The sequence below is a fragment of the Syntrophorhabdaceae bacterium genome (assembly GCA_036504895.1).
In the GTDB taxonomy this organism is placed as follows: Bacteria; Desulfobacterota; Syntrophorhabdia; order Syntrophorhabdales; family Syntrophorhabdaceae; genus PNOM01.
Window position 1 is genome coordinate 1 of record DASXUJ010000097.1, and the last position, 21,586, is coordinate 21,586.

The 21,586-nt window shown below is 54.3% G+C and carries 17 protein-coding genes; all 17 read right to left on the reverse strand.

All coding sequences use genetic code 11. The features are described from left to right. The coding region (gene pilM / locus VGJ94_13925) for a pilus assembly protein PilM (GenBank protein HEY3277711.1) at positions 1-420 on the reverse strand (420 nt) is incomplete at its 3' end. A gap of 174 nt (positions 421-594) precedes the next feature. After that, complete coding sequence (locus tag VGJ94_13930; protein HEY3277712.1) at positions 595-1,947, reverse strand: exopolysaccharide biosynthesis polyprenyl glycosylphosphotransferase; 1,353 nt, start codon at positions 1,945-1,947, stop codon at positions 595-597. Beyond that, positions 1,940-2,833: a glycosyltransferase gene (locus VGJ94_13935; GenBank protein ID HEY3277713.1), complete on the reverse strand. Its 894-nt coding sequence runs from the start codon at positions 2,831-2,833 to the stop codon at positions 1,940-1,942. Before VGJ94_13935 ends, VGJ94_13930 begins: the two co-directional genes overlap by 8 nt. Then, positions 2,826-3,824, reverse strand: coding sequence for a glycosyltransferase family 2 protein (locus VGJ94_13940; GenBank protein HEY3277714.1), 999 nt, complete (start codon positions 3,822-3,824; stop codon positions 2,826-2,828). Before VGJ94_13940 ends, VGJ94_13935 begins: the two co-directional genes overlap by 8 nt. Beyond that, positions 3,817-4,857, reverse strand: coding sequence for a glycosyltransferase (locus tag VGJ94_13945; GenBank protein ID HEY3277715.1), 1,041 nt, complete (start codon positions 4,855-4,857; stop codon positions 3,817-3,819). Before VGJ94_13945 ends, VGJ94_13940 begins: the two co-directional genes overlap by 8 nt. Then, complete coding sequence (locus VGJ94_13950) at positions 4,854-7,904, reverse strand: glycosyltransferase (GenBank protein ID HEY3277716.1); 3,051 nt, start codon at positions 7,902-7,904, stop codon at positions 4,854-4,856. The genes VGJ94_13945 and VGJ94_13950 overlap by 4 nt, the downstream gene beginning before the upstream one ends. Before the next feature lie 19 nt (positions 7,905-7,923). Further along, positions 7,924-9,702, reverse strand: a complete 1,779-nt coding sequence (locus VGJ94_13955; GenBank protein HEY3277717.1) for a methyltransferase domain-containing protein — start codon at positions 9,700-9,702, stop codon at positions 7,924-7,926. An 83-nt stretch (positions 9,703-9,785) separates the two neighbouring features. Beyond that, a complete protein-coding gene (locus tag VGJ94_13960) occupies positions 9,786-10,520 on the reverse strand; it encodes an ABC transporter ATP-binding protein (protein ID HEY3277718.1) in 735 nt (244 codons plus the stop codon). Further along, on the reverse strand, positions 10,517-11,293 hold the full coding sequence (locus VGJ94_13965) for an ABC transporter permease (protein ID HEY3277719.1): 777 nt from the start codon (positions 11,291-11,293) through the stop codon (positions 10,517-10,519). The genes VGJ94_13960 and VGJ94_13965 overlap by 4 nt, the downstream gene beginning before the upstream one ends. Positions 11,294-11,333: 40 nt before the next feature. Then, positions 11,334-13,421 carry an O-antigen ligase family protein gene (locus VGJ94_13970; GenBank protein ID HEY3277720.1) on the reverse strand — a complete coding sequence of 696 codons (2,088 nt, stop codon included), beginning with the start codon at positions 13,419-13,421 and terminating at the stop codon, positions 11,334-11,336. Next, positions 13,418-14,164, reverse strand: a complete 747-nt coding sequence (locus VGJ94_13975; GenBank protein ID HEY3277721.1) for a hypothetical protein — start codon at positions 14,162-14,164, stop codon at positions 13,418-13,420. The genes VGJ94_13970 and VGJ94_13975 overlap by 4 nt, the downstream gene beginning before the upstream one ends. Further along, positions 14,154-14,837, reverse strand: a complete 684-nt coding sequence (locus VGJ94_13980; GenBank protein ID HEY3277722.1) for a hypothetical protein — start codon at positions 14,835-14,837, stop codon at positions 14,154-14,156. Before VGJ94_13980 ends, VGJ94_13975 begins: the two co-directional genes overlap by 11 nt. After that, entirely contained in the window at positions 14,789-15,904 is a 1,116-nt protein-coding gene (locus tag VGJ94_13985; protein HEY3277723.1) for a hypothetical protein, read from the reverse strand. Before VGJ94_13985 ends, VGJ94_13980 begins: the two co-directional genes overlap by 49 nt. Then, on the reverse strand, positions 15,901-16,290 hold the full coding sequence (locus VGJ94_13990; protein ID HEY3277724.1) for a prepilin-type N-terminal cleavage/methylation domain-containing protein: 390 nt from the start codon (positions 16,288-16,290) through the stop codon (positions 15,901-15,903). Before VGJ94_13990 ends, VGJ94_13985 begins: the two co-directional genes overlap by 4 nt. Further along, positions 16,265-16,834 carry a type II secretion system protein gene (locus tag VGJ94_13995; protein ID HEY3277725.1) on the reverse strand — a complete coding sequence of 190 codons (570 nt, stop codon included), beginning with the start codon at positions 16,832-16,834 and terminating at the stop codon, positions 16,265-16,267. Before VGJ94_13995 ends, VGJ94_13990 begins: the two co-directional genes overlap by 26 nt. Next, a complete protein-coding gene (locus tag VGJ94_14000; protein ID HEY3277726.1) occupies positions 16,831-20,697 on the reverse strand; it encodes a PilC/PilY family type IV pilus protein in 3,867 nt (1,288 codons plus the stop codon). The genes VGJ94_13995 and VGJ94_14000 overlap by 4 nt, the downstream gene beginning before the upstream one ends. Next, complete coding sequence (locus VGJ94_14005; protein HEY3277727.1) at positions 20,694-21,491, reverse strand: prepilin peptidase; 798 nt, start codon at positions 21,489-21,491, stop codon at positions 20,694-20,696. Before VGJ94_14005 ends, VGJ94_14000 begins: the two co-directional genes overlap by 4 nt. Positions 21,492-21,586: the final 95 nt, after the last annotated feature.

Sequence of the window (21,586 nt, forward strand, 5' to 3'; positions counted from 1 at the left end):
CTCACGCTCTCTGTCGCCGCCTACCACATAATAGCTGTAGTAGATATCTTTCAGGCTGAAAGGGATCACCGTCTCGACTTCCAGGCTCATGGTGTTGTCCAGGGCATCTTCGTCCAGAAAGGGCACGCTTACCCTCTTCGCAATGACACTGTAGCTGGAAAGGGCGCACGCCGCATCCCGGGATTTGACGCCATTTTCATGGACAAGCTGTTTCAGCTCCTGTGCCAGGAGACTTTCATTTACGATATTGCCGTCGTTCAAAAGATTTTCTTCAAATGACTTTGCCGCGGCTTTTTGAAGCCTGAACCCGTCTTTGCCGTGCCTGAGCACGCAGATCTTGATGGACGTGGTCCCGATATCCACCCCTATAAGCTCGTTACTTTTGGTCAAGCCAAGTTTATTCAACAAGTCGGAAGTCATGCCGATTATCTTCTCTCCGTCACCATTTTGACATGTAACCGGACAATGATTTTCAACTTATCCGGAAAGTGATGCTCTTGTGCCGCAAAATGGTCTTTCCATGGGATATACATTCATCCAAAATATCAGGGAATCGCTTTTCGAGTCAATGACATATGTCACTTCAGGCTACCTTCAATATGCACCCTTGCCTCCAAAAATGGCACGGACTGTTTTCAACATGATGATGACGTCGAGCCAGATAGACCAGTTGAGCACATATAAATAATCCAGCTTCACCCGTTCCGCATACTTGGTATCGCTCCTGCCGCTCACCTGCCAGAGGCCCGTCATTCCCGGTTTTGTCCTGGAGTAGATCATCCGGTAAGAGTCCCTGAATTCCTCGAGGGCCCCCTCCAGATCGGGTCTGGGTCCCACAAGAGACATATCGCCCTTCATGACGTTCAGGAACTGAGGGAGTTCGTCCAATGACGTTCTGCGAAGAATTCTGCCTATCCTGGTTACCCTGGGATCGGCTTTCAATTTATTCCTTTCTTTCAAATCCTTAAGGGCCTGCTCATTCCCATTCAGATACTCCTCGAAGGCAGCCTCACCACCCGCCTTCATGGTCCTGTACTTAATCATCTTGAACTGTGCAAGATTTATACCGCATCGTCTTTGCACGAAGAAGACGGGTCCCCTGGAATCAATTTTTATGAGTATGGGAATGAGGAGGAAGAAGGGGAGGAACAAAATGAGTCCCGCCGCAGACAAAAGGACGTCAGTAATCCTTTTGATAACCACCCTTCTTCGTGAGAGAAGGCCGTTATTTGTGGTGATAAGAGCGATATTCTTTGTGAGGAAGGTGCGTATCTCGGTATTCATAAATGAAAGGCCCGAGATACTCGATACAAGGATCATATTGTCCACCTTGTGTTTCAGGGCTTTGACGGTCTCCTCATCGGCATATTCCATGGGGACGAAGCAGGTATCTATCCGGCCTTTAAGGGAATCAAGGTAGAGGTTGTTCACGATTGCGTAGCCGGAGTACCATTCTTTATTGAGCGAGTCTTTCAGGGCGTTCATCCGGTCCCCTCTTCTGCGCTCGAAGAGAGATGCCTGTCTCCTCCGGCCGAAAATCTTATAGAGCATAAATTTCATTCCCATCCTGCCGAGGGGAATGAGAAAAGCCATAAAAATAAAACTCAAAGTGATGACGATCCTGGAAACCGCTTCCGCTTCCTTTTGAAGGGAGAGTATGACCCATACCACGAGAAAAGATATAAAGAGGCCTTTGAGTAACAGGAGAAGCTCATCCCACACCGTCATAACCGTGCCGTAACTGCCGCGGTATGCCAGTGCGGCAGCAATTACCGGAGGGATCCAGGCCTTATCCAACAGGTAGAGCGAAAGACCATGACCGAGAGGGACGAGCCCGAGATACTCCTGGGAGGCCGACCTCGCAATAAAGGCGCCCAAAATGCACAGGTCGATAAGCAGGAGGTCAAAGATAAAAAGAATAAGGGTGTTGCCCTTATGGCTACGCATTCAGATGTCTCCCCGTCCATTTGGCTACTTTTTTAAGGACCCGTCCGTGCCTCAGGCCGAGGTAATAACCCCCGTACTTGAAAAATGCCTCGCCAAGGGCATAGAGGCCCCAGAAATACATGCCCTTGCTGAGGAGGTGACGGATCTCTTCGTCCAAAAACCTCAACCCCTCCCTTCGTCCTCGAGCGTAAGGCGCGAGCCATGGATGGCACGAAAAGGAGAGCCCGGCCCGGGCATATCGTCCGAATTGGCCTGCCCAGCTGTAGTCGTGGGAATGGACCACCCTTGCCCCGGGTGCGTAGGCGATGGAGTATCCCGATTTGAGGAGATTCGCCGCGTAGAGCATGTCTTCGAACATGATCAACTTATCGGGAAATCCTCCCAGCTCCTGGAATTCCTTTCCCCTTATTGCCGAGCAGACGTTGCTGAAGAAAAAGGCCTTGATGCCCAACTCTTCAACGTCATCCCAGCATCTCAGCGAGCCCGATTCAGGATAATTATAATTTCTGGCGAATGCTTCCGTAGGCTTCGCGTCGCCTCTCGGGATCTGCCTGCCGTAAGACGCAGCTATACGAGGGTCCCGGAGCGGCTCTATCAGGTGCTCTATGCACCTGTCATCGCACGGAAGGGCATCCTGGGTAAGGAATACGGTAATATCCCCCCTGGATTGCATGGCCGCAAGGTTTCGAGTGCCTCCGTGGTTAAAGCTTTGTTTCGGGACCGTTATTACCCTTGCACCACATGATTCCGCCGCCCGGGCCGTCTCATCGGATGATGACGAATCGATGACGATAATTTCACAGGCAGCGGTCTGGGTTTTGAGGCTCGAGATGAGTCGCTCGATGGCGGGCATGGCATTATAGGTGGGAATAATGACACTAACCATGGAGGAGCTTCCTCCATTTTGCCTTCAAAAACCTCACGTCCCAAAGGGATGTCATCTCCGAGAGAAGCTCCCTGCTACCGACCTTTCTGGCGGACATGATCCGCCTTCGCTTCTCGAGCATGTGGGGAAGGGCCTTAAGGGCATCCCTCTTCGCCTTCAAATAGATGATCCCACGCCCATGTTTCAGCACGAAGAATGCAAACTCGGAGATTATCCCGCACACAAAGGCCGGAAAGCAGACTGCGAGCACGGAAAGAGGGATATTTTTCATTCGCACGAATTCAGCGTTTCTTAAGGTGTAATAGACCTGGATATCACTCATATATCCGATCGAGGCGGTTACTTTGTGGATCACTGTGGCGGTGGGCACGAAAACCGCTTTCCAACCCGCGAGCTTGGCCCTGAGGTTGAGGTCCGTATCTTCATGGATCAGAAAGAAATCTTCATCAAAAAGACCTATAGAGTCTATCATTTCCCTCCGGTACAGCGCAGCGCCTGCGCACGCGCCGAAGACTCTGCCCTTCTGGTCGAACTGCTCCGGCGCCTCGCCTTCTCCCCGCTTAAACCCCCTGAGAGCCCTCGTATATCCGTCTCCGGCGCTGTCTATCAGATGCGTCTGGTGGGAGACCAGTTTTGATGCACAGATCCCCACCTCGGGGTCTTGGTCCATGGCCTTGCATAGCTCAGCCAGCCACTCGCCGCAGGGCTCCGTGTCGTTATTGAGAAGGGCGATATACTTCCCTTTCGCGTGCCGGAGTCCTTCCGCGTTGCCTCCGGAAAAACCGAGATTCTCTCCGAGGCGAACTACCCTGCAGGAGCGGCCGAGCGGGCGCTCCCGAATAAAGGAGTCAATCTCGGCACGGGAATTGTCGGAGGAGTCGTTATCGACCAGGATCAACTCAAAATCAATAAAAGTCTGTGTTTCCAGTGCCTCCAGACATCTTACGGTAAGCCCCTCGCCATTGAAATTGAGTACAATGAGGCTAACCATGAGGTTTGCCTGTTCGACTGCGCCATTTGCGCAAAAGACGGCGGATTCGTGCGAGTACCGTGTCAGGGAGGGCCGGCTCATCCCGCACCATCCCGATCAGCCCCCCTCTCAGCACGGGATCGCCTAAGACAAGCTCTTCGGGATTTGACATACCATTCTTCCTCAGCGATTCGAAGCATGACCTCAGGACCCAGAAGAGCTTATCGTTCCCCTGCAAATTGATCGATCCGTAGAGCATCTCCAAGTCCTTGAGCACCCCAATGCCCCCCTGGTTGCGAAACAGGTGATCCCCTTCGTAAAATCTCATGTGGGCGGCCCAGATCCAGCATATTTCGAAGAGCATTGATCGACGATTCGATGATATGGTATTTCGATCGTGAATACGATAAAGGAGAAGAGGCTCTTCCAGAACAACGCATCTGTGCGCACGGATGACCCTGAGTGCATAATCCCAATCATGGACGAATCTGAGATCTCTCATCTCACCCACGGTTTCATATACGCTCCTGTGCATCACAAAATTACTCGTCGTGGCGATATAGTTCCCCATGACCAGGTTAAGGGCCGCATCGTCGGTTGCCCGAAAGCTTTTATCAGGTCGCTCAATTGCCCATGGCTCCATGTTTTGCCAGCCTCTTTTTATCCCCACAGTCATTCCTTTTCTGTCTACGAGCCTGATCCAGGATGACGCAAACTCGGCATTCCCGTGGGGCGTGAGCTGCTTAAGACTCTTTTCTATCCTCTCCTTCTCGTACATATCATCCGAGTTGAGAATGGCGAGATATTCTCCCCTGGCCAGGGCAAGACCTCTATTTATGGCATCATGGGCGCCCCTGTTCTCCTGAACATGGAGGGTAATCCTCTCGTCCCTTACCTGCCTTATTCTCTCCACTGAGCGGTCCTTCGACCCGTCGTCCACCACGATGACTTCCACATTATCGTAGGTTTGATCAAGGGCGCTTTGAATGGCCGAAGAAACGTAATCTTCATGATTATAGCTTGGTACGATTATCGAGCAGAGCCCGGGGATCATTGAACCGCCCTCCCCTTTTGTTCCATGGCCCTCTTCCATGTATCCCCATAATGCATGGCTACGCTCCTGCCCGAGAAGCGCTCCCGTACATGCTTCGCCCCCTCCCTTGCCCTTTCGGAGAAGAATTCGAGGTCCCTTTTCCACGCCTTGAATCTGTGTTGAATTTCTTCAATATCACCGGTTTTGTCGATTACCATCCCGGAATTATACTCTTCAAGAACTAATCTCACGTCCCCCACATCGGTAGAGAGGACGGGCAGGCCCATGGCGAGGGCCTCAAGCATCGCGATCGGCAAGCCCTCATATTGAGAGAGAATGATCAGGCCTCCGGCAACTGCCATGATCTCCATCGGATTTTCTATAAATGGTATATACGTTACATTGGAAAGGACTCTCTCCCGGATGAAGTCTTTTACCGTGCCCGATAACTCGCCGTCGCCGATCATGACGAAATGGTCGCCTTCATTACCGAGGGCCTGCTCCCCTTCCGCGAATTGAAGGAAATCGAGGGGCCGTTTTTGGGGAGTCATTCTTCCTATAAAAAGGAAAAGCTTTTTATCGGGCGGGAGTCTGTGTTTTTCCGAAATCGAGCGGGCCTCCTCACGTTTTTCAGTCGCCTCCTCGATCCTCTTCAGATCGATGGCATGGTAAATAAGGTCTATCTTCTCTTTTTCAATGTGATAGACATCGACGAAGGCATCCCGGATCTTGCTGTTGATCGCGATAAACCGATCGAAAGAGTGGATCCCCCTTTCATGGAATATATTTATCCATCCCTCGCCGGTGTCATATACCTGCTGGTCGACGATGGGAATATCTTCAAAGAGGCTTCTCACCTTCGTCAGGTTCCGGTGAAGCCAGGGTGAGCCGTTGCATATCCACACAAGGTCCGGATCATATACCGCTCTGAGATTACGGAGTGCGGGTATGAATTCCCCTCTCCCCGTAATCTCGGGTAAATCGTAGATACCCTCCACCTCGGGACCGAACTGATGGTGAAGGCTTCCCAGGGAGGGGTTCAGAGGCTCGAAATTGATGATCACAAAATCATAGGAATCCCGCGATTGCGTTATTACCTCTATAGTGTTCCTCTCTACTCCCCCGACCGCCAGAAAAGTGGGCAGCACGAATATGAGCTTCTTCTTTTTTCTGAAAGGGGGCATGAAACCAGCCCCTCCCCCGGCTGCCTTGCCGGACGAGAGGACCGCCATGGGGCGCACTGGGGTCGTTTTGATCTTACCTTTCATGAAAGAATCGGTCTCGAAATTTATAAGCCTTCCATCCGGCGGTGCCGGTGGGAGCCTCATAAGTCTTCCCCCTGCCCTTCTTTGCAGAAATTCCTCAAGGGAGGAGCCCAGGGAGGAAGAGAAGAAAATCTGATCTCCTATATCCCTCAGCCCGACGGCGGGGTATGCTTCAAGGCTTCTCGATACCAGGAGGAAGCCCGGGCTGCCCATGTAAAGCGAGAGAAGCACCGCCTGAAGCTGCCATCTCTCGAGCATGGTGCCCCAGGAGCGGGGGGCGTACATGTAAATTCTCCCTGTCTCCTCCGGGGGCTGGGACTCTTTCTCGAGAATTCCGTCCCTTCTCGCCCTGTAACGCGTGTCTCCGATGATGAAACGATGATTGATTCCGAAAAGCGCGAGAAAGCGGTCGATTTCTTTCGGGAGAGGCATTTCGGGAAGGCGAATGGCAAGGCACACAGGCCGGGCGTGACGATGCGTCAAAGAGGTGAGTCGTCTCTTTATGCCCATTCTCTTCTGCTTCACCAATCCTCGCATTGCCCTGGAACAGCCCCTCCCATAACAGAGAAGCCGCACCATTCCTCTCGCGGCAATCCCCTCGTCCCGCTCCTGCCGCCCGCAGGGGGCCGGGCGAAGGCAATCGGTGAGGGCCCCTCCCGCCAAAGCAACTTCCCCGGTTGCTTCCGTGAGTGGTGTGAAGTCGGTGATGGTTGAAAAATTCCGGCTCACGGCCTTCAGGTCATAGATCTTAATGCGCGGGGTTCGGTAATCCCACACGAAACTCCAGGGGAAATAGGAGAACCTGAGAAAATCCTCCAAAAGCCCCGGTTCCTCGAGGCCCATGCCTTTCAGGACACCTAATTCATAATAGGCGCGGAAAAGGGCGAAATAGACCGATGACAACAGAATATCCCGGTCCTTCCCCTGGGGATGCCTTTCCACCCTCTCACAAAGAGCGGCTATCTCAGCAAGACGGTATGAATTATTCTTCGGGTGAAGAAGTGTCCTGTTTCCGGCTCGCCCGGCGAAGCGATCGAACCTGCGACGGATCTGCATGATCTCCAGGAGACCCTCCAGTTCCGGGTGAAGCTTTTCAAGCACATTCGCCATCTCCCCCGCATTCGCCTGTCTCATGCAAAACGCCGGCACTGAATAAGGATGATAGTGGTATGCGAGGGCGTCGGGGTGGTACACGATTTTAAGCCCTTTTTTGCTCAGGCGATAGCCGAGCTCGATATCTTCGTAATTCAATTTGTGAAACTGATGGCTGAAAAGGCCTCCGCAGGAGAGGAGAAATTCCCTCTCAATACTGATATTCGATGTGTAGAAATGCTGGAAATTGACCGGTTCCCGCGGCGTGAGACGGGGAAAGGCAAACTGCTCGCATCCGATCTCCGTGATATGTTTCATGAGATGGCTCTTCCCCAGCTCCGGGTGCCATTCGATCCTGCCCAGTATTGCAGTATTCGGCCCTGCCCTTAGCGACGCATCGATATGGCGGTCCAGGCAGTCGGGTTCGGGAAAAATGTCATCCCCGGAAAACAGGAGAAGCCTTCCCCGGGCATGGGCTATCGCCTTATTTCTTGCGTGGGAGACCCCTTCGTGGGAGTTGCGCAGGAGGGTGATGGGAAGGTCCCGTATCGCCTCCAGCACCGCCGCAGTTTCATCGCCAGAGCCGTCGTCCGAGAATATGAGCTCAAAAGAATGGGGGGTGCTGTTCATCACACGCCGCCACGAATCAAGGAGACGCGGCAGGAGTCGGACGCGATTGTATGTTGCGATGATTACGCTTAATTCAATCATATTTGAAATAGATAGATCATCAGCCGGCTTTTCGTGCTTTCCTCGTCTGCCCCGTGATCCTGGCTTTCATTCTGTAGTAGACGCTGAGGAGTCTCCAACCCCTGCCCGAGGTAATCTCGGAAAGATATTTCTCTTTTTCCTGCAGTTGGGCCTTGAGGTTGGTGAGGGGTACCCCCGCGAATTCCCCTCCCTCCACATCGAAGAAGTCGACAGGCGCGGTCCTCGTGTCGCTTTGAAAACGGGCCTCCCTCTCAAGATGCTCCGAAAAGCGCGATTTCGTATACCGGGGAAAGAAGGCCTGCAAAAGAGGTACGGCAAAATCGGAAAGACGGCGGGCCGTGACGAAGGGATAGACGTCCTGAAAGAGATAATAGAGGTTCCTGAAGAGAACGAAATCAATGGGAATCGGATTGCGGGTACTCCATTTCCGGTCTATGAACTGCAAATCACCGCTCTCCTCTCTTACGAGGTTCCAGAAGCAATAATCGATTCCATCCCCCGATACGAGAGGGTAATCGCTTCCCTCTTCTCCTTCAACGGAAAAATGTGTGGTCAAATTCCCCATGAGCTCCCTGAGGAGCACGACCAGTCTCTCCCTTGAATTGCCGGAAATCGCTGCCTTGTATGCCTCGATGATCAACGGGTTTCCGGGGAGAAATGGCTGCTCCCCGTCGAGCCGGAATAGGGCGTTGCCGAAAGTGCCGTGTGTGACGCCCCCCTTTAGCGGCGCCCTCGTCACTTTATAATGATCTTTTTCACCTGTAACGGTTATAGAATGGTGAAGATCCGGCTTGGTAGTCTCCCGATTCCAGAACTTCCTGATGAGAAAATCCGTCTTGAGATTCACCGACTCCTTTTTTGCACAAAGAACAAGAAAAGAGTTGGCAAAATGATCCATGAGCCCGGCTTTTTCGAGGGAGTGGATGAACAGGGTATCATGGAAACAGAACTCCCTCCCCCCGGTCCGATCCTCGAAAAGACCCCGCACAAATCCTGTCACGCCGATGTCGGTCACGCGAGGGTCCTCCCTGATTATGGTAGTCGGCATTTTGTAATCGGGGAAAAGGTGATAAAACTGCACGTAACCAAAACCCGCATTCCTAAGCATCTCCTCCAGCTCGTTGCGGCTGAAGGTCAGGGCGGAATGGTCCGGATAATCCATAATTCCGGAAAATAGTTTTCCGTTGTGATCCTCGGCACACCCGGCCAGATATTTTGCACCCAGTTTATTCTCCACGGCAAAAAGCGCCACTCCCTCATCTGCTACCGACGCCGCAAGTTTTCCCAGAAAGTCCCTGCATACATCGGCCGGCCTTTGCGTGGGATTGTAATAGGGGATATATTCAAGTACACCGACGACACTGAGTAGTCCGTATTTACCCGAGAGGTTCATGGCAGTCACATCGCCCGCAAAGACCCTTACATTTGCAGCCTTCCTGCTGCGCAGGCGTACGTTCTTCGCCCTCTCAAGCGAACCCTCTATGGAGTCGACATTATTGAATCTCTCGCTGAGCCAGGGCGTCAATGCGCCGTTTCCCGCCCCTATCTCCAGCACATTCCATTCCTTATTGAATAATTCGGATATGGCTTCGAGCAGATTGGTTCGCTGGTAGGAGAGGTGGTATTGGGACGGCCAATCTTTTATATATCCCTGGAGATCTACCGGGTAGCCCTCCATGTTATCAAGATTGCGCAGGACCCTTCCGACATACTCCTCGCTGCCGTCTTTATAATCGAGGAAAGGCGAGTCCCTACGCACATGAATACCAAGGGATTGATCATACACGCATTTATCCATTCTCTGAGCTCCTTGATCTATAGGGGTAGTTGAAACCGGTCTTCCCCCCGTATGATGCATGCGGTCCGCTCCACAAGGTATTTCTAGGCCCCGTACGCATTCATCACGTCTTCCGTTTCGCCGATCATCTTCACCGTATGATTTTCGATCCATAGCACGCGGCTGCAGATCCGCTCTATGTTTTGGCGGGAATGGGATACAAATACCATGGAGACGCCGCTCCGTTTGAAAGCCTCCATTCGTTCGAGGCATTTTTTTTGGAAGTCCTGATCCCCGACCGCGAGGATCTCATCGATGAGAAGGATGTCCGGGTCGAGATGAGAGACTACCGAGAACCCCAGTCTCGCAAGCATTCCGCTCGAATAGGTCCGGATGGGCTGATCGATGAATTCTTCGAGCTCTGAGAAAGCGATCACCTCATCCATCCTGCTCCGGATTTCCTTGCGCCCGAGACCCATGAGCACGCCTTTGAGCATGATATTCTCCCTCCCCGTCAGCTCGGGATGGAAGCCCGCGCCCAGCTCGAGAAGGGGCGACACCCGTCCCCGCACAAGGACCTGTCCTCGATTCGGCCTCAATACACCCGCGATAAGACCGAGGATAGTACTCTTGCCCGCCCCGTTCGGCCCCACGATTCCGAGCACCTCTCCTTTGTGCACATCAAAGGAGATATCCCGGATCGCCTGGTATTTGGCGCTCTTTAATGACTGAAGGCCCTTCCCGAGATGAAAGAGAAGGTTCTTGAGGCCCCCCGTGAAATGGTGGTAAAGGGGATAGCTCTTGCTCACTTTATCGAAAGTTATGACCGGTCCCGTCATAATACCTCCGCAAAACGCCATGAAAGCCGTCTGTAGATGAGATAGGACAGTCCGAGAAATGCAAAGGCGTACCCCAGGCTCACGAAGATGTAAAACAATTCGAGCCCTCCATGCATGAAGAGCCGGCGCCAACTCACCATCAGGGGCGCCAGGGGGTTCAGGGTTAAGAGGTCCCGGAACCGCTCGGGCACCATGGTCTCCGGATAAATTATGGGGGTGAAATAGAAGACAAGGGTCAAGGCGATAGAGGTCAGCCTTTCCAGGTCCCGGAAGAAAAGATTGAGGGAGGAGACCATGAGACAAAGGGCGTAAGTAAGGACGAACTGGGTTGCAAGAAGAAGGGGAATACCATAAACCCAGGATATATATGGATGTTTTCCGTAGAAGAAGAGGAAGAGGATGACCACCGGAATCGACAGTATATATTGCACCATATCCTGCAAGACGAGCGCAAAGGGGAGCATGTCCCTGGGGAAACTGGTCTTCTTGATGATAGATGCATTCGAGAGGAACACGTTGGGCGCGGCCTGCAGGGAGTTACTGAACCACTGCCACGGGAAGAGACCGGAGATGAGAAAGAGGATGTAATCTTCCACCTCGACCTTCATCACAATTCTGAAGGCGACAAAAAAGACGAGGGCAAAGGCAAGGGGATGCCCGACGGACCAGAGATATCCCAGGAAAGTGCTTTTATATCGTACCTTCAGGTCCTTTTGAATGAGGACCAGGATAATGTCGACGAACCGCCTCATTCTGTATGCAACCGACTCCATGACCACTCCAGATTTATTAACACAGATTACGTTCCTGTACTCAATTATTTTCGTAAAACCGGACCCGCTCCTCGAGATATCTGAGGAAATCCTCCCTGGCGACGTAGCGCCGGGAACGGGAGCTGGTTATCACGTAGACCTCTTCCTTCCCGTCTTTCAGGTTATCACGGGCTATCCGAAGCGCCCCTTCGCGGTTTCCCTTCGCAAATTCGATGGACGCCTCCAGGTCATGTATCTTATAAATGAAGATTCCCCTCGGGTTGTGGGGTGTCCTGAATTTCGGAACATAGGGACCGAACTCGCGGATACGCGCGGCTGCCTTGTCCAATTCCCCGTTGGAGAAGTAAAAGGCGCCGGTCTCGAATGCATAAAGAGGCGATGCCGGATAAAGGAGCTGGGCTGTTCTGAAGTAATCATCCCCTTTCCCTCTCTCGCCAAGACCGGCATATGCCTGCCCCAGGACGAAATATTTCTCTCCGTTTCTGTCGTGGCCATTGTCGAGGCTGCGGATATATCCCCGCAACTCCTCTTCCATCTCCTTGCGATTGCCCTCATTTTTCTTATCCGCGGTCATCGAGGTGAGCAGCGACACCGCTCTCAGGTACGGCTCCTCGCTCAGAGGCATGCTTTCCATGGCATCCCTGTACGCGATGAGGGCCTTGACGGGAAACGAGTTTTCTTTGAACAGGTCACCCTGCTCCATATCCCTCTTCATCATGTCTACCTTATTGTGGAAGAGAAAGGAACCCAGGAGGGTCAACATTATGACGCCGAACACCGCGGGCCCCATGACGCGGCCTCCGCGGACAGACGATGCCGCGGTCATCTCCCGTGAGCCCCCTTCCCCGAAGAAATGGGAGGTGAGCACAAAGAATGTGATTACATGGGACGTAACGTCAAATGAAAAGTCGACGAGGCTGAAGAGGAAGCCGCAACATGCGGTTATGAGAAGAAAGAAATCGAGGAGCCCCGCCCCTGCCGAGCGAACAGCCCGGCAAAAACCGAAAAGATAGAAGAAAAAACAGAAAAGCCCCACAGCGCCCGTCTCCACAAGAGTCTTCACTATCACACTATGGGCGACGGTCGTATACGAACCCCCGTCAAAGTATTTTCTATACCCGTACTCAAACGCCCCCGGACCGAATCCGAAGACGGGTGCGTGGGAAAGGGCCTTCAATCCGTTTTTCCATATGTCGGTCCTCGTATTGAGCGTGGAAAAGTCTTTTGTCGCGCTCTTCGCCTTGGAGGCTATAATATCCTGTACTCCTCCTCCCCTCTTATTCCCGCCTTCATGGAGCAAAGTGAAGGTGATTATGAGTGCAAGACCTGCCACCGCGCAGAGTTTTATTGCCCCTGCCTTGTTGCGTTCAAAGAGCACCATGAGCAACGCGAAGGCGAGGCACAGGACAAGAAGGGCGAGCGAAATACGGGACGAGCTCAAGACTGCTCCCGTGACAATAAGCCCTGAGGCCGCCACGGCCGCCGAGTTCCTGATCACGCCTCTTCCGGCGATTACGAAGTAAAGGGCTAGAGGGAAGAGGAAAGCCAGATATCCGCCGAGCATATTGTGGTGGAGATAGGAAGAAAAAGGGATCGAGGACTGCTCTCTCAGCACATGGGCGTACATGCCTTGCTGAAATACGCCGGTGAGATTCGGAAAAAGCATGAGGTGCTGAAGCGCCGCGGAAATGCCGCATCCGGCTGCCCCCGCCACAAGACCCGCCAGGCAGATCTCTTTCCGGGGAACCAGGAGATACAGGTATACCGCCCCCGCCGCCCAAATCAGGGTCTCGAGACTGAGGATGGCATTGAACCTGTTCCATGAATAGAAAACCCCGATTCCATGCAATATGAGCAAAGGCAGGAAATACTTTGCGAACCCCAGGAAAGCTCGCGGGCTTCCTTTCCCTTCGAGGCGCAGCGCCGTAAGGGAGAGAATGAGAAGGAAGGCGAATAACCCATCGATCCAGAACCGGTCGATGTTCACGTAAAACAGGGCGAGGTGGTTCCCTCCGAGAAAAGGGACCAGACAAAAGGTGGCGAAGGCGAGAAGGCCGCTTATTACGGACCCTTCCCGTGAGTGATCTTCGATGCCCGCCACAAGCGCCCCATCGAGTCCCCTTATCACTTCGAGCCCTTCCCGGCGTCCATTTTAAAGGGATGCACCGACTCCCCTCCCTGTCCGTCGATGACTTTAACCGTGATGGTAACGTCCTCTTTGCCCGCAGCCTCGGAGGACCACTCGATCACGCCGCTTTGAGGGTCGATGGTCATACCCGGCAGGGGAGATAGGAGGGAAAAAGTGATGGGGTCTCCGTCACGGTCCTCGGCCACCGCTTTAAAGGAGAGGCGGCTCTCCCCGGCGCCGGCCTCGGTGAGGGAGACTATCCTCGGGGTCGTATTCTTAATCTCCGTTTCGAGTGTCCTTGACTGTCCGGCCTTTTTTCCGTCAAAGGGGGTGATCCTTACACTGACCCTGTCACCCCTCCTGAAGCAGGAAAGGCTCTTTCCCTCTCCTGCGGATTTACCGTTAATCGTCCAAAGAAAACCGAGCGTGATTCTGCCGGGGCTGCGGGGGACCTCCACAATGAGGGTGTCCTTCCCTTCCTCGGTGTGAGGGAGAAGCTTCGCTTTTTTCACGCCCTCCGTGAGAAATGTTTCTTCTTCGATATCTTTGATCCCCCGGTCGCCCGATTGCGTCTCCTCCTGCCCCTTTACCGGTATGGTTTCCGACGAGACCGGAGCCGCTCTTTCCGATCGTCCGCAGGCGCCGATGGAGATTATGAATAGAAGAAGAAAGCCGGTAAGGATGAGACTCTTCGATTTCTCGCCCTTCCGGTCGCATGGCACGCTCTCCATGTCAGTAGGCATAGAGGACCGTAAGCCCCGCCTTCTCTTCCGGGCTGTTTGTTTTTTCTCCACGGACCTCGATCCGGTACATATAGGGAAAATGCTGCACCGAGATCATTCCGGTCTGGGTCTCCGCAGTCCCCTGGCCCTCCAGGGTAACCCCGCTCCGGTCGGAATTGCCCGCGACGGTATCCACTATCTTCGTGAAGACACTGTAGGACTGGCCGCTGCTTGCGCCTGCGAGGGTGAAGGTGATATCCGGGTTTGCCTTGGCGTCGAGGTCGCTTCCACCGCAGCTCGCATCCCAGACCGATGTGGAGGTGAGGAGCTTGCTTCTGAAGCAGGTGTCCGTCAGGGAGGCCCTCTTTTGGACCTGGGCGTTCGTGATGGCTGAAAAGCCCGTCACCACGGTCGAGAGGTCGACGCCGCTTATCGCCCGGGGAACTATTTCCCGGGTAAATACGTCCATGCCGCCGAAAGATGCCTCCCGGGCAGTCTGATATCTTTTCTCCAGGCCGGTCACCTGTGTCCCCCGGTGCATGAAATAGTACACCGCGGCAACCATGAATGAACCCGCCACAATGAGGGCCGTGACCGCTATCAGGGCCGCTCCTTTGTATGGGTGATATGCTTTCGTGCATCCTCCTAATTCAAGATATTCTTGGTTCTGATCACCAGGCTGCTTAATTTCCACCGGTAATTCCGCCACCCGCTACCCGCGATAACGGAAAGGTCGATGTTCCTGCCGAGACCGAACTCGCCGACCGTTACAGTAGAGCCGCCCTGGTAGGAGAACATCCCATCCCGCTCGCCCTCATGGCTCAGAATATATATCCTCATCTCTTTCACCTGTTGCCTGACATTTTGGGCCGTGAGGGCCGAGATATTATTCGATTCGGTATCTATGATACCGTCCAGATTGGCGTCGAGCCTGAACACGACCTGCATGTCGGCCACGCAATCGAGAAGAGGAAGAGGATTCGCCGTACTCCCGTCGGTATGGCTCACCGTACTCTTATAAAGTATTCCCGTACCGGGGGCGCAGCCCTGGGGCATGGGGTCCGGCCTTGCCACGTAATAATCGGCCCGGTTGAAAGGCATCCGCAAATTTGCGGCAGGGTCGACACCGTACACTATATATGAGGCCGCTGACGAGGGGGGCCGGAAATTGACAGGTATGGTCCCGGCGGAATCGGATACGGAGGTAGAGAAGGCCGTCCCGTTCATCACCAGCTGTCGGTCAAACCCTCCCGAAGCGCTTGGCCATATGACGACTACCCGCTCGTTCACGGCAAGGTCTTTTGCTGTCCCCCACATGCGGGCGGCAGCGCTGCCGTTGCTCAAATGACTCCACTTCTGCGATGTATCGCTGAATCCGACTGCTGTCGATTTTATGACGAGGTAGTCAGATCCGTTATAGCCCGTATTGTTGCCGGTCAGAACAGGGCGGGGAGGATTAGAGGGGGAGTCGTTATACGCGCCCTGAGAGGCGCCTGCCGCCTCACTGTAACTGATCGCGCCCTGAAAAGACCATGGCAGCCCGAATCCCGCGAGCTCCGCATCGGCACGAAGCATCTCGAGCCCCACGAGCCTGTCCATGGCGCTCGCGACCGACTGGGTCTGTTGTCTTGACTGCTTTACGATCATGTCAATAGTCCCTGTATTCATGGTTACCACTATGATCACGATGGCCATCGCGACGAGCAGCTCTACGAGGCTCGCCCCTTCTTCCTTTGCGATGAAGGAGACTGTCCGTTTCATAGGTCCCTGCTCATAATCGAGGTGACGACGTGCTGATGGCCCGTGCCCTTCCAGCTCCAGGTCACCGAGATCCGCACGGCACGGCTGTTGCTCGCCGAGAGGTTTTGCACGGTCCATGTCACGTTGAACGGCACGTCCGTGTTCCTGAAGCGTCGCACCACCGTCGCATTACCACTTGCAAGAGCTGCAATATCCATGCCCCTCAATATATTCATCCGGTCCTCCCCAAGCCTTACCGCCTCGTCGGTCATCTGGTTCTTGAGGTTATGCTCCACCGCGGCCGTAAGGGCCCAAAGGAGGGCCATCATACCGATAAATAGTATCAGCATGGCCACCATTACTTCTACCAGGGTAAACCCCTTATTTTTTAGTTTGGCAGTTCGCACTGTTGCACGCTCCGAGAGGATCGGCCAGTTTTCCGACGCTCACTCTCGTCCGGGACAGGTCGACGCAATCGTAGGATGGGCTCGTCTGAGGCGTCAGGGAATAATCGATGCACACCGTCTGGTCGCCTGCGGAAAGCCCCCTCGAATCGAACCGTATGGTGGAATCCCCACCCCACCTGACGGGACGAGGAAAATTCTTCACGGAGGTTGACTGACTGTTGGGGCAGAGCCCGTCCGCTACCTGGGCAGTGGGCTTATCCCAGAGGCAGAGAATTCCGTCGGAGGCCGTATTCAGTGTGCCGTTCCCGTTCGAATCCTGGTACACCCTCATCTGATTTGCCCCCAACGATACGAAGTGGGCCATATTTTTTCCCACCGCCATCATTCTGACGTTCATGAGATCGACATAGGCCTGTCGGATCTCATTGTCTATTTCATGCTTCGCCCTCCACCCGACAAAACTGACCGTGCCGAGACCCGCAATAATGCCCGCGATCGCGACCGCCGTCAACACCTCCAACAGGGAAAAGCCCGAACGGTTCATTTTTCCTGGACTTGAAGTATTTTCTTCGTGGGCCTCGGCCCCACGAGCACGGAAAGCCCCTGCCCCTTGGGCGGGACCCCGACCAACGCGGCACTCCTTCTATTGCCGCGTTGGGTATAGACTTCCGACAGTCTCACCTGTTTTATCTCTCCCGTGGACACCTGGAGGAGGGCCTTGCCTCCCGGAAGGGTAGCGGCGCCCCCTGAATTGTAATTGAGGGCCCAGAGATACGTGTTTCCCCCCATTGTGCATGCGTCTGCCGACGGTGCGAAGGTAGTGAAGAATACGACGCCGCTGAATACGGCCAGGGGGTCCGTAATCACCCGTTCCGCGGTGACCGAGGCGGTCACGTCGAGGTTCACGAACCAGCCGCCCGATGTGGACGCCAGGGTCGCAGCAGGCGAATCCGACGATTGATCGGTAAGGGTGCCCGCGGCGCCGGTGCAGGTGATAGTCATGCTGTTGGACGTGCTATAACACGGCTCTTTCACCCCGTAAAGCCTTCTCTGGCCGGTCTGGTCGTCGAGCTCGGATCCCCTCTTGTAAAAGAACCGGCCCGTGCCGAAATAGAGCCACAAGGTGTTTGCGCTCCTGTTCTGAAGCTTCGTGACGGCAGTGGTCACGGGACCTATACCGTCGATCAGGGTACTCACGCTCCACGAAGCAGGATTGGGGTCTTCCTGGGTCAGTACCCTCAATACCCCTCCATCGGTCCATGTGCCTGTGACGCAGGGGACGGAAGGGGATCCCAATCCGGTACATTTTTTCGTATAGCCCACATAGACCGCGTCATCCTGGTAGTGGCCGCTCGAACGCGGAGCGCCTCTCTCTGCGTCAAATGCCCCGTTATAGAGAGACCCGGCGAAGGCATTCGGAATCCCGGTCTCGCTATAAGGGTTTCCCGAGAAAGCATAAGGAAGGCCGGTCTTCAGATCGAGGACGAATAATTTCAGAGTCTGGTCCGATTTGCCGAGGAACTCGTGATATGTCGTATCGATCGGCCCCGTGGGGCCGGAGCCGAAGACCACGAACCATTTTCCGTTTTTCGAGGAAGGGCCTATCCTTACAATAGCGGGCCCGGAGGTGGCGAAACCTAAGGATTCGTGAGAATATTCCCACAAAAGGACCGGGCTTGCGGGATCGGTCACATCAATGGCGAAATAGGAAGAAAGCCCTACGCCGCTCACCGGGGTCTGCACGCATTCAGTGGTCGAGCAGGTCGTTCTGCAGGCCCCGCCTAAGCCGCTGCCCCCGATAAGCACGGTCCTCCAGGTGCTGCCGTCCAGGGGTTTGTCGCTCCCGGAAATATCCCCGTCCCCTTTTGCCCCTACGCTCGCATCGACCAGGAAATTGGGCGCGTCCACATAATAAAGGTGACAATAGTTCGGGTCGGCGAGGTACTTCAGGTAGGGTAGCGCATTTTTCGGAATATAAGCCCACTCCTCTTTGCCCAGATCCGCGCCGCTGAGATAGGCCTTTTCCGAGCTCCCCTGGCCTGTCCATTGTTGAAGAAGGGTGCCTATCCTGAAGGCATGGAGCATCCCGTCGTTTGCGCCCACGTACGCCATGCCCCTGGATCTATAGCCCGTCGAATTCACGAACCTTGCATAGCTCCCATCCTGGTACCCGTTCGGGGGCTGCAAATGGTAGCTGTTGAGGGCAGAGGAGGTCTGGGCCCTGGGGGTCGAGTCTATTATGTCTCCCAATTTCCACACGTGGGAGGCCGCCCCTATGGCAACCGTCCTGTTCCTGTAACCGGTCTGGTCCACCCCGTGGATATAATTTACTATCTTTTGCGCGTCTGCGATCCTCGCCGTCTCGTCCGCGCCCGAAGCCTGAATATAAGACCTGAAGGCTGAAGAGGCTCCGGCGGTGGTTAGGGAAAAATCGGTAAAGGTATCGCCGTCGAGTGTCGTATGGATGGTCCGGGCGTCGGTCCTCGACCAGAGGCTGTGTCCCGCCTCCCATAAATTCTTTATCTCTTCCAATTTGATGGTATCGACGAGGGTGCCCGCGGTGGTAAGCCGGTTCGCCTTCACCTGATTATCATCGGAATCGAAGAAGAATTCGATTACACGATCGCTGTCCAGGTCCAGCTTCTTGTTTTCGTCCGTATCCTCCCGTATATTGCTGCCCTGGAGAAAAGGGTCGATGTAATACCAGAGGTTCTGCATCTCCCCGGTCCATCCTATCTCGGTAGTGCCGAAGGACCTCTTGGGATAGAAGATGGCCTGCAGGATATTCGCCCCGCTCCCTTCGCTCGAGGCAAGCACGGATGCCGCGGTTCCGGAAGAGACCCGGCTCACCATATCGGCCAGGGCATTGGTGATCGATGTCTCCAGTTGGGCCCCGTCATCGGCTTCGAAGAAATTATAGGGAAGGCCTGTCTTTTTCGGGTCCCATCCTTTGCACTTGTCGTTCCACGTGCCCGATGGGTTGCACTGTGAAAGGGGGTAATTGTTCGGAGCAGCCCCGAAATTAACCGCCCTGCTGTTACACCAGGTGTTCGAGCCCACATCGGTAATATTCGACTTCTGCGAATTGTCAAAGGCGGAGCCGCAATCGCTGGTCAGGCCGGCCGTGAACCCCGTGAACGGATAAGGCCACGTATCGGTAGACGTATAATCATATCCCCCGAAGATGGCGGTGGTAATAAGGGCCGTCCTTCCCTGGGCCTTTACTCCCGGATCGAGATCGCCGAAAGTATATATGGTGTACACTGTAACATACTGGTTTGACGAGAGGCCCGTGTCGCTCCTCAGGTCGCCGCGCCGAATGCTCCTTGCCGCGATCACCGGGTCCACGTCGCCGTTCCAGGCCCCATCGGAGAGGAGGAGAACGAAGCCTTTTCTGCAAGGTATGGCGATTGAAGATGAACCGGAGCAGTCGTAATAGGGGTCCTTGGTGCAATCACCCTTTGCGGTGGCGCCGCTGTTATTTACATAAGCATGATCGTTACTTTGCCTGTATAGGTCATAAGCCTCCCAGAGCGCCTCACCGGTGGGAGTGCCGTTATAGGGGATCTGGGTATTGATGGCGCTCTTGAGGTTGGCGAGGGTCGCCCCCTTCACGCCGCCCGTCGGAACAACCCCTTTATTGTCGGAATTAAAATAGATAAATTCAAAATTGACCTTGTTATAAAAATTATCCACTATGCCTGTCACCGAGCCTGATTCCACCTTGACCTGGACCTCGGCGGAAGACAGGGTGCCCACGGCACATGATGGCTGGCCGGAGATATTCTCGATAGTGAGGCGGCGCGTATTGGGACTGTTGGTATCGCTGTGATCAAACCTGAAGGAGCAGTGGAGGCCGTTTGTCGCGTCGATATTATGATATTTGATCTGCGCGCCCTCACCATTGAGGTAGGCGTCGCTTCCCCCTGTCCTGCCGCCCGTCATTGCCTTACGCGCCACATCGACTCTCGTGGAGGTCACCCAGTTGAGGAGATTGCCCGATATACAGCCCGATTGCCCTATCTTGTTGGTGTTGGTGCATGAGCTGTTTATCTTGAAATAGTTGTTCGTCCCATCGTACTGGTAATATTTCGTGTTGTCGAAGTACCCGTAATAGGAACCGGTGGGTACATAGTCTGCCCCGCCCGCTATGGGGTGAGAGCCGTCCCAGCATCTCCCCGTCTTGTTGGTATAACCCTGCCAGCTGCACGGCAGGTATGCGGGAAACTGCATGCTCCCGGAAAAGTCCATCACAATCGAGACGCTGGGCGTCACCGCGGTCATCACGAAGGGCGGCACGCTACAGTAATCGTTCATTGCGGCACTGACAAGACCCACATTGGCCCAGAGGAGAGGGCCGAATAACAGGAGCAGGATCGATATCCATGCCGGGCGCCCTCTTTTCATGTGCTCTCCAGGAACCTCAGGAAAGGGTCTATAATCCGGTCGCCGGCATAGACGTAGACAAGAGCGCCCAGGGAGAGAAAAGGGCCGAAAGGTATAGCGTACTTTCCGTCTTTCCCTTTCACGAGCATGAGGGGCACGCCTACCGCGGTCCCGAGGATCGAGCCTGCCATGAGGCTGAAGACTACCCCTTTCATCCCGCAGAACGCCCCGATCATGGCGAGGAGCTTTATGTCGCCTCCGCCCATGCCTTCGCGCTTGGTAAGTAATTGATAGGTCCAGGCAATCCCGAAGAGAATGCCCCCGCCAAGCAATATGCCGTAAAGGGAATCGAGGATGCCGAATTTAGGGTCCATATCGCGGAAGAAGGGTCTCGCGAGAGAGAAGAGAAAGCCCACGATCACGCCGCCTATACTGAGGACGTCCGGAATGATCCTGAGTTCGAGGTCTATAAAGGATATGGCGATGAGGGCGGAGACGAAGAGAAGGAAGACCACCGTTTCTAACGTGAGGCCGAGTTTCATGTACAGGAGAAAAAAGAACGCGGCGGTGACGGCTTCGACCATGGGGTAACGGGCCGAGATGGGTGCCCCGCAATCCCGGCACTTTCCCTTAAGAAGGAGGTAGCTCAGGACCGGTATGTTATCGTAGAACCTGATCGGCTTCCCGCACTCGGGACAGGCGGATGGGGGACTCACGATCGACCGCTCCCTCGGGAGGCGATATATGCAGACATTGAGAAAGCTGCCTATGACGGCGCCGAGAAGGATAAAGCCTATGGCGATTAATACGTGCATGCGCGGTCCCTGTCTCTCCTGAACGTTTTGGATGGGGATGGACCCGAAGGCGGTTCCGGGGAAACCTCATTTCTACCACAATTACACACGAACAT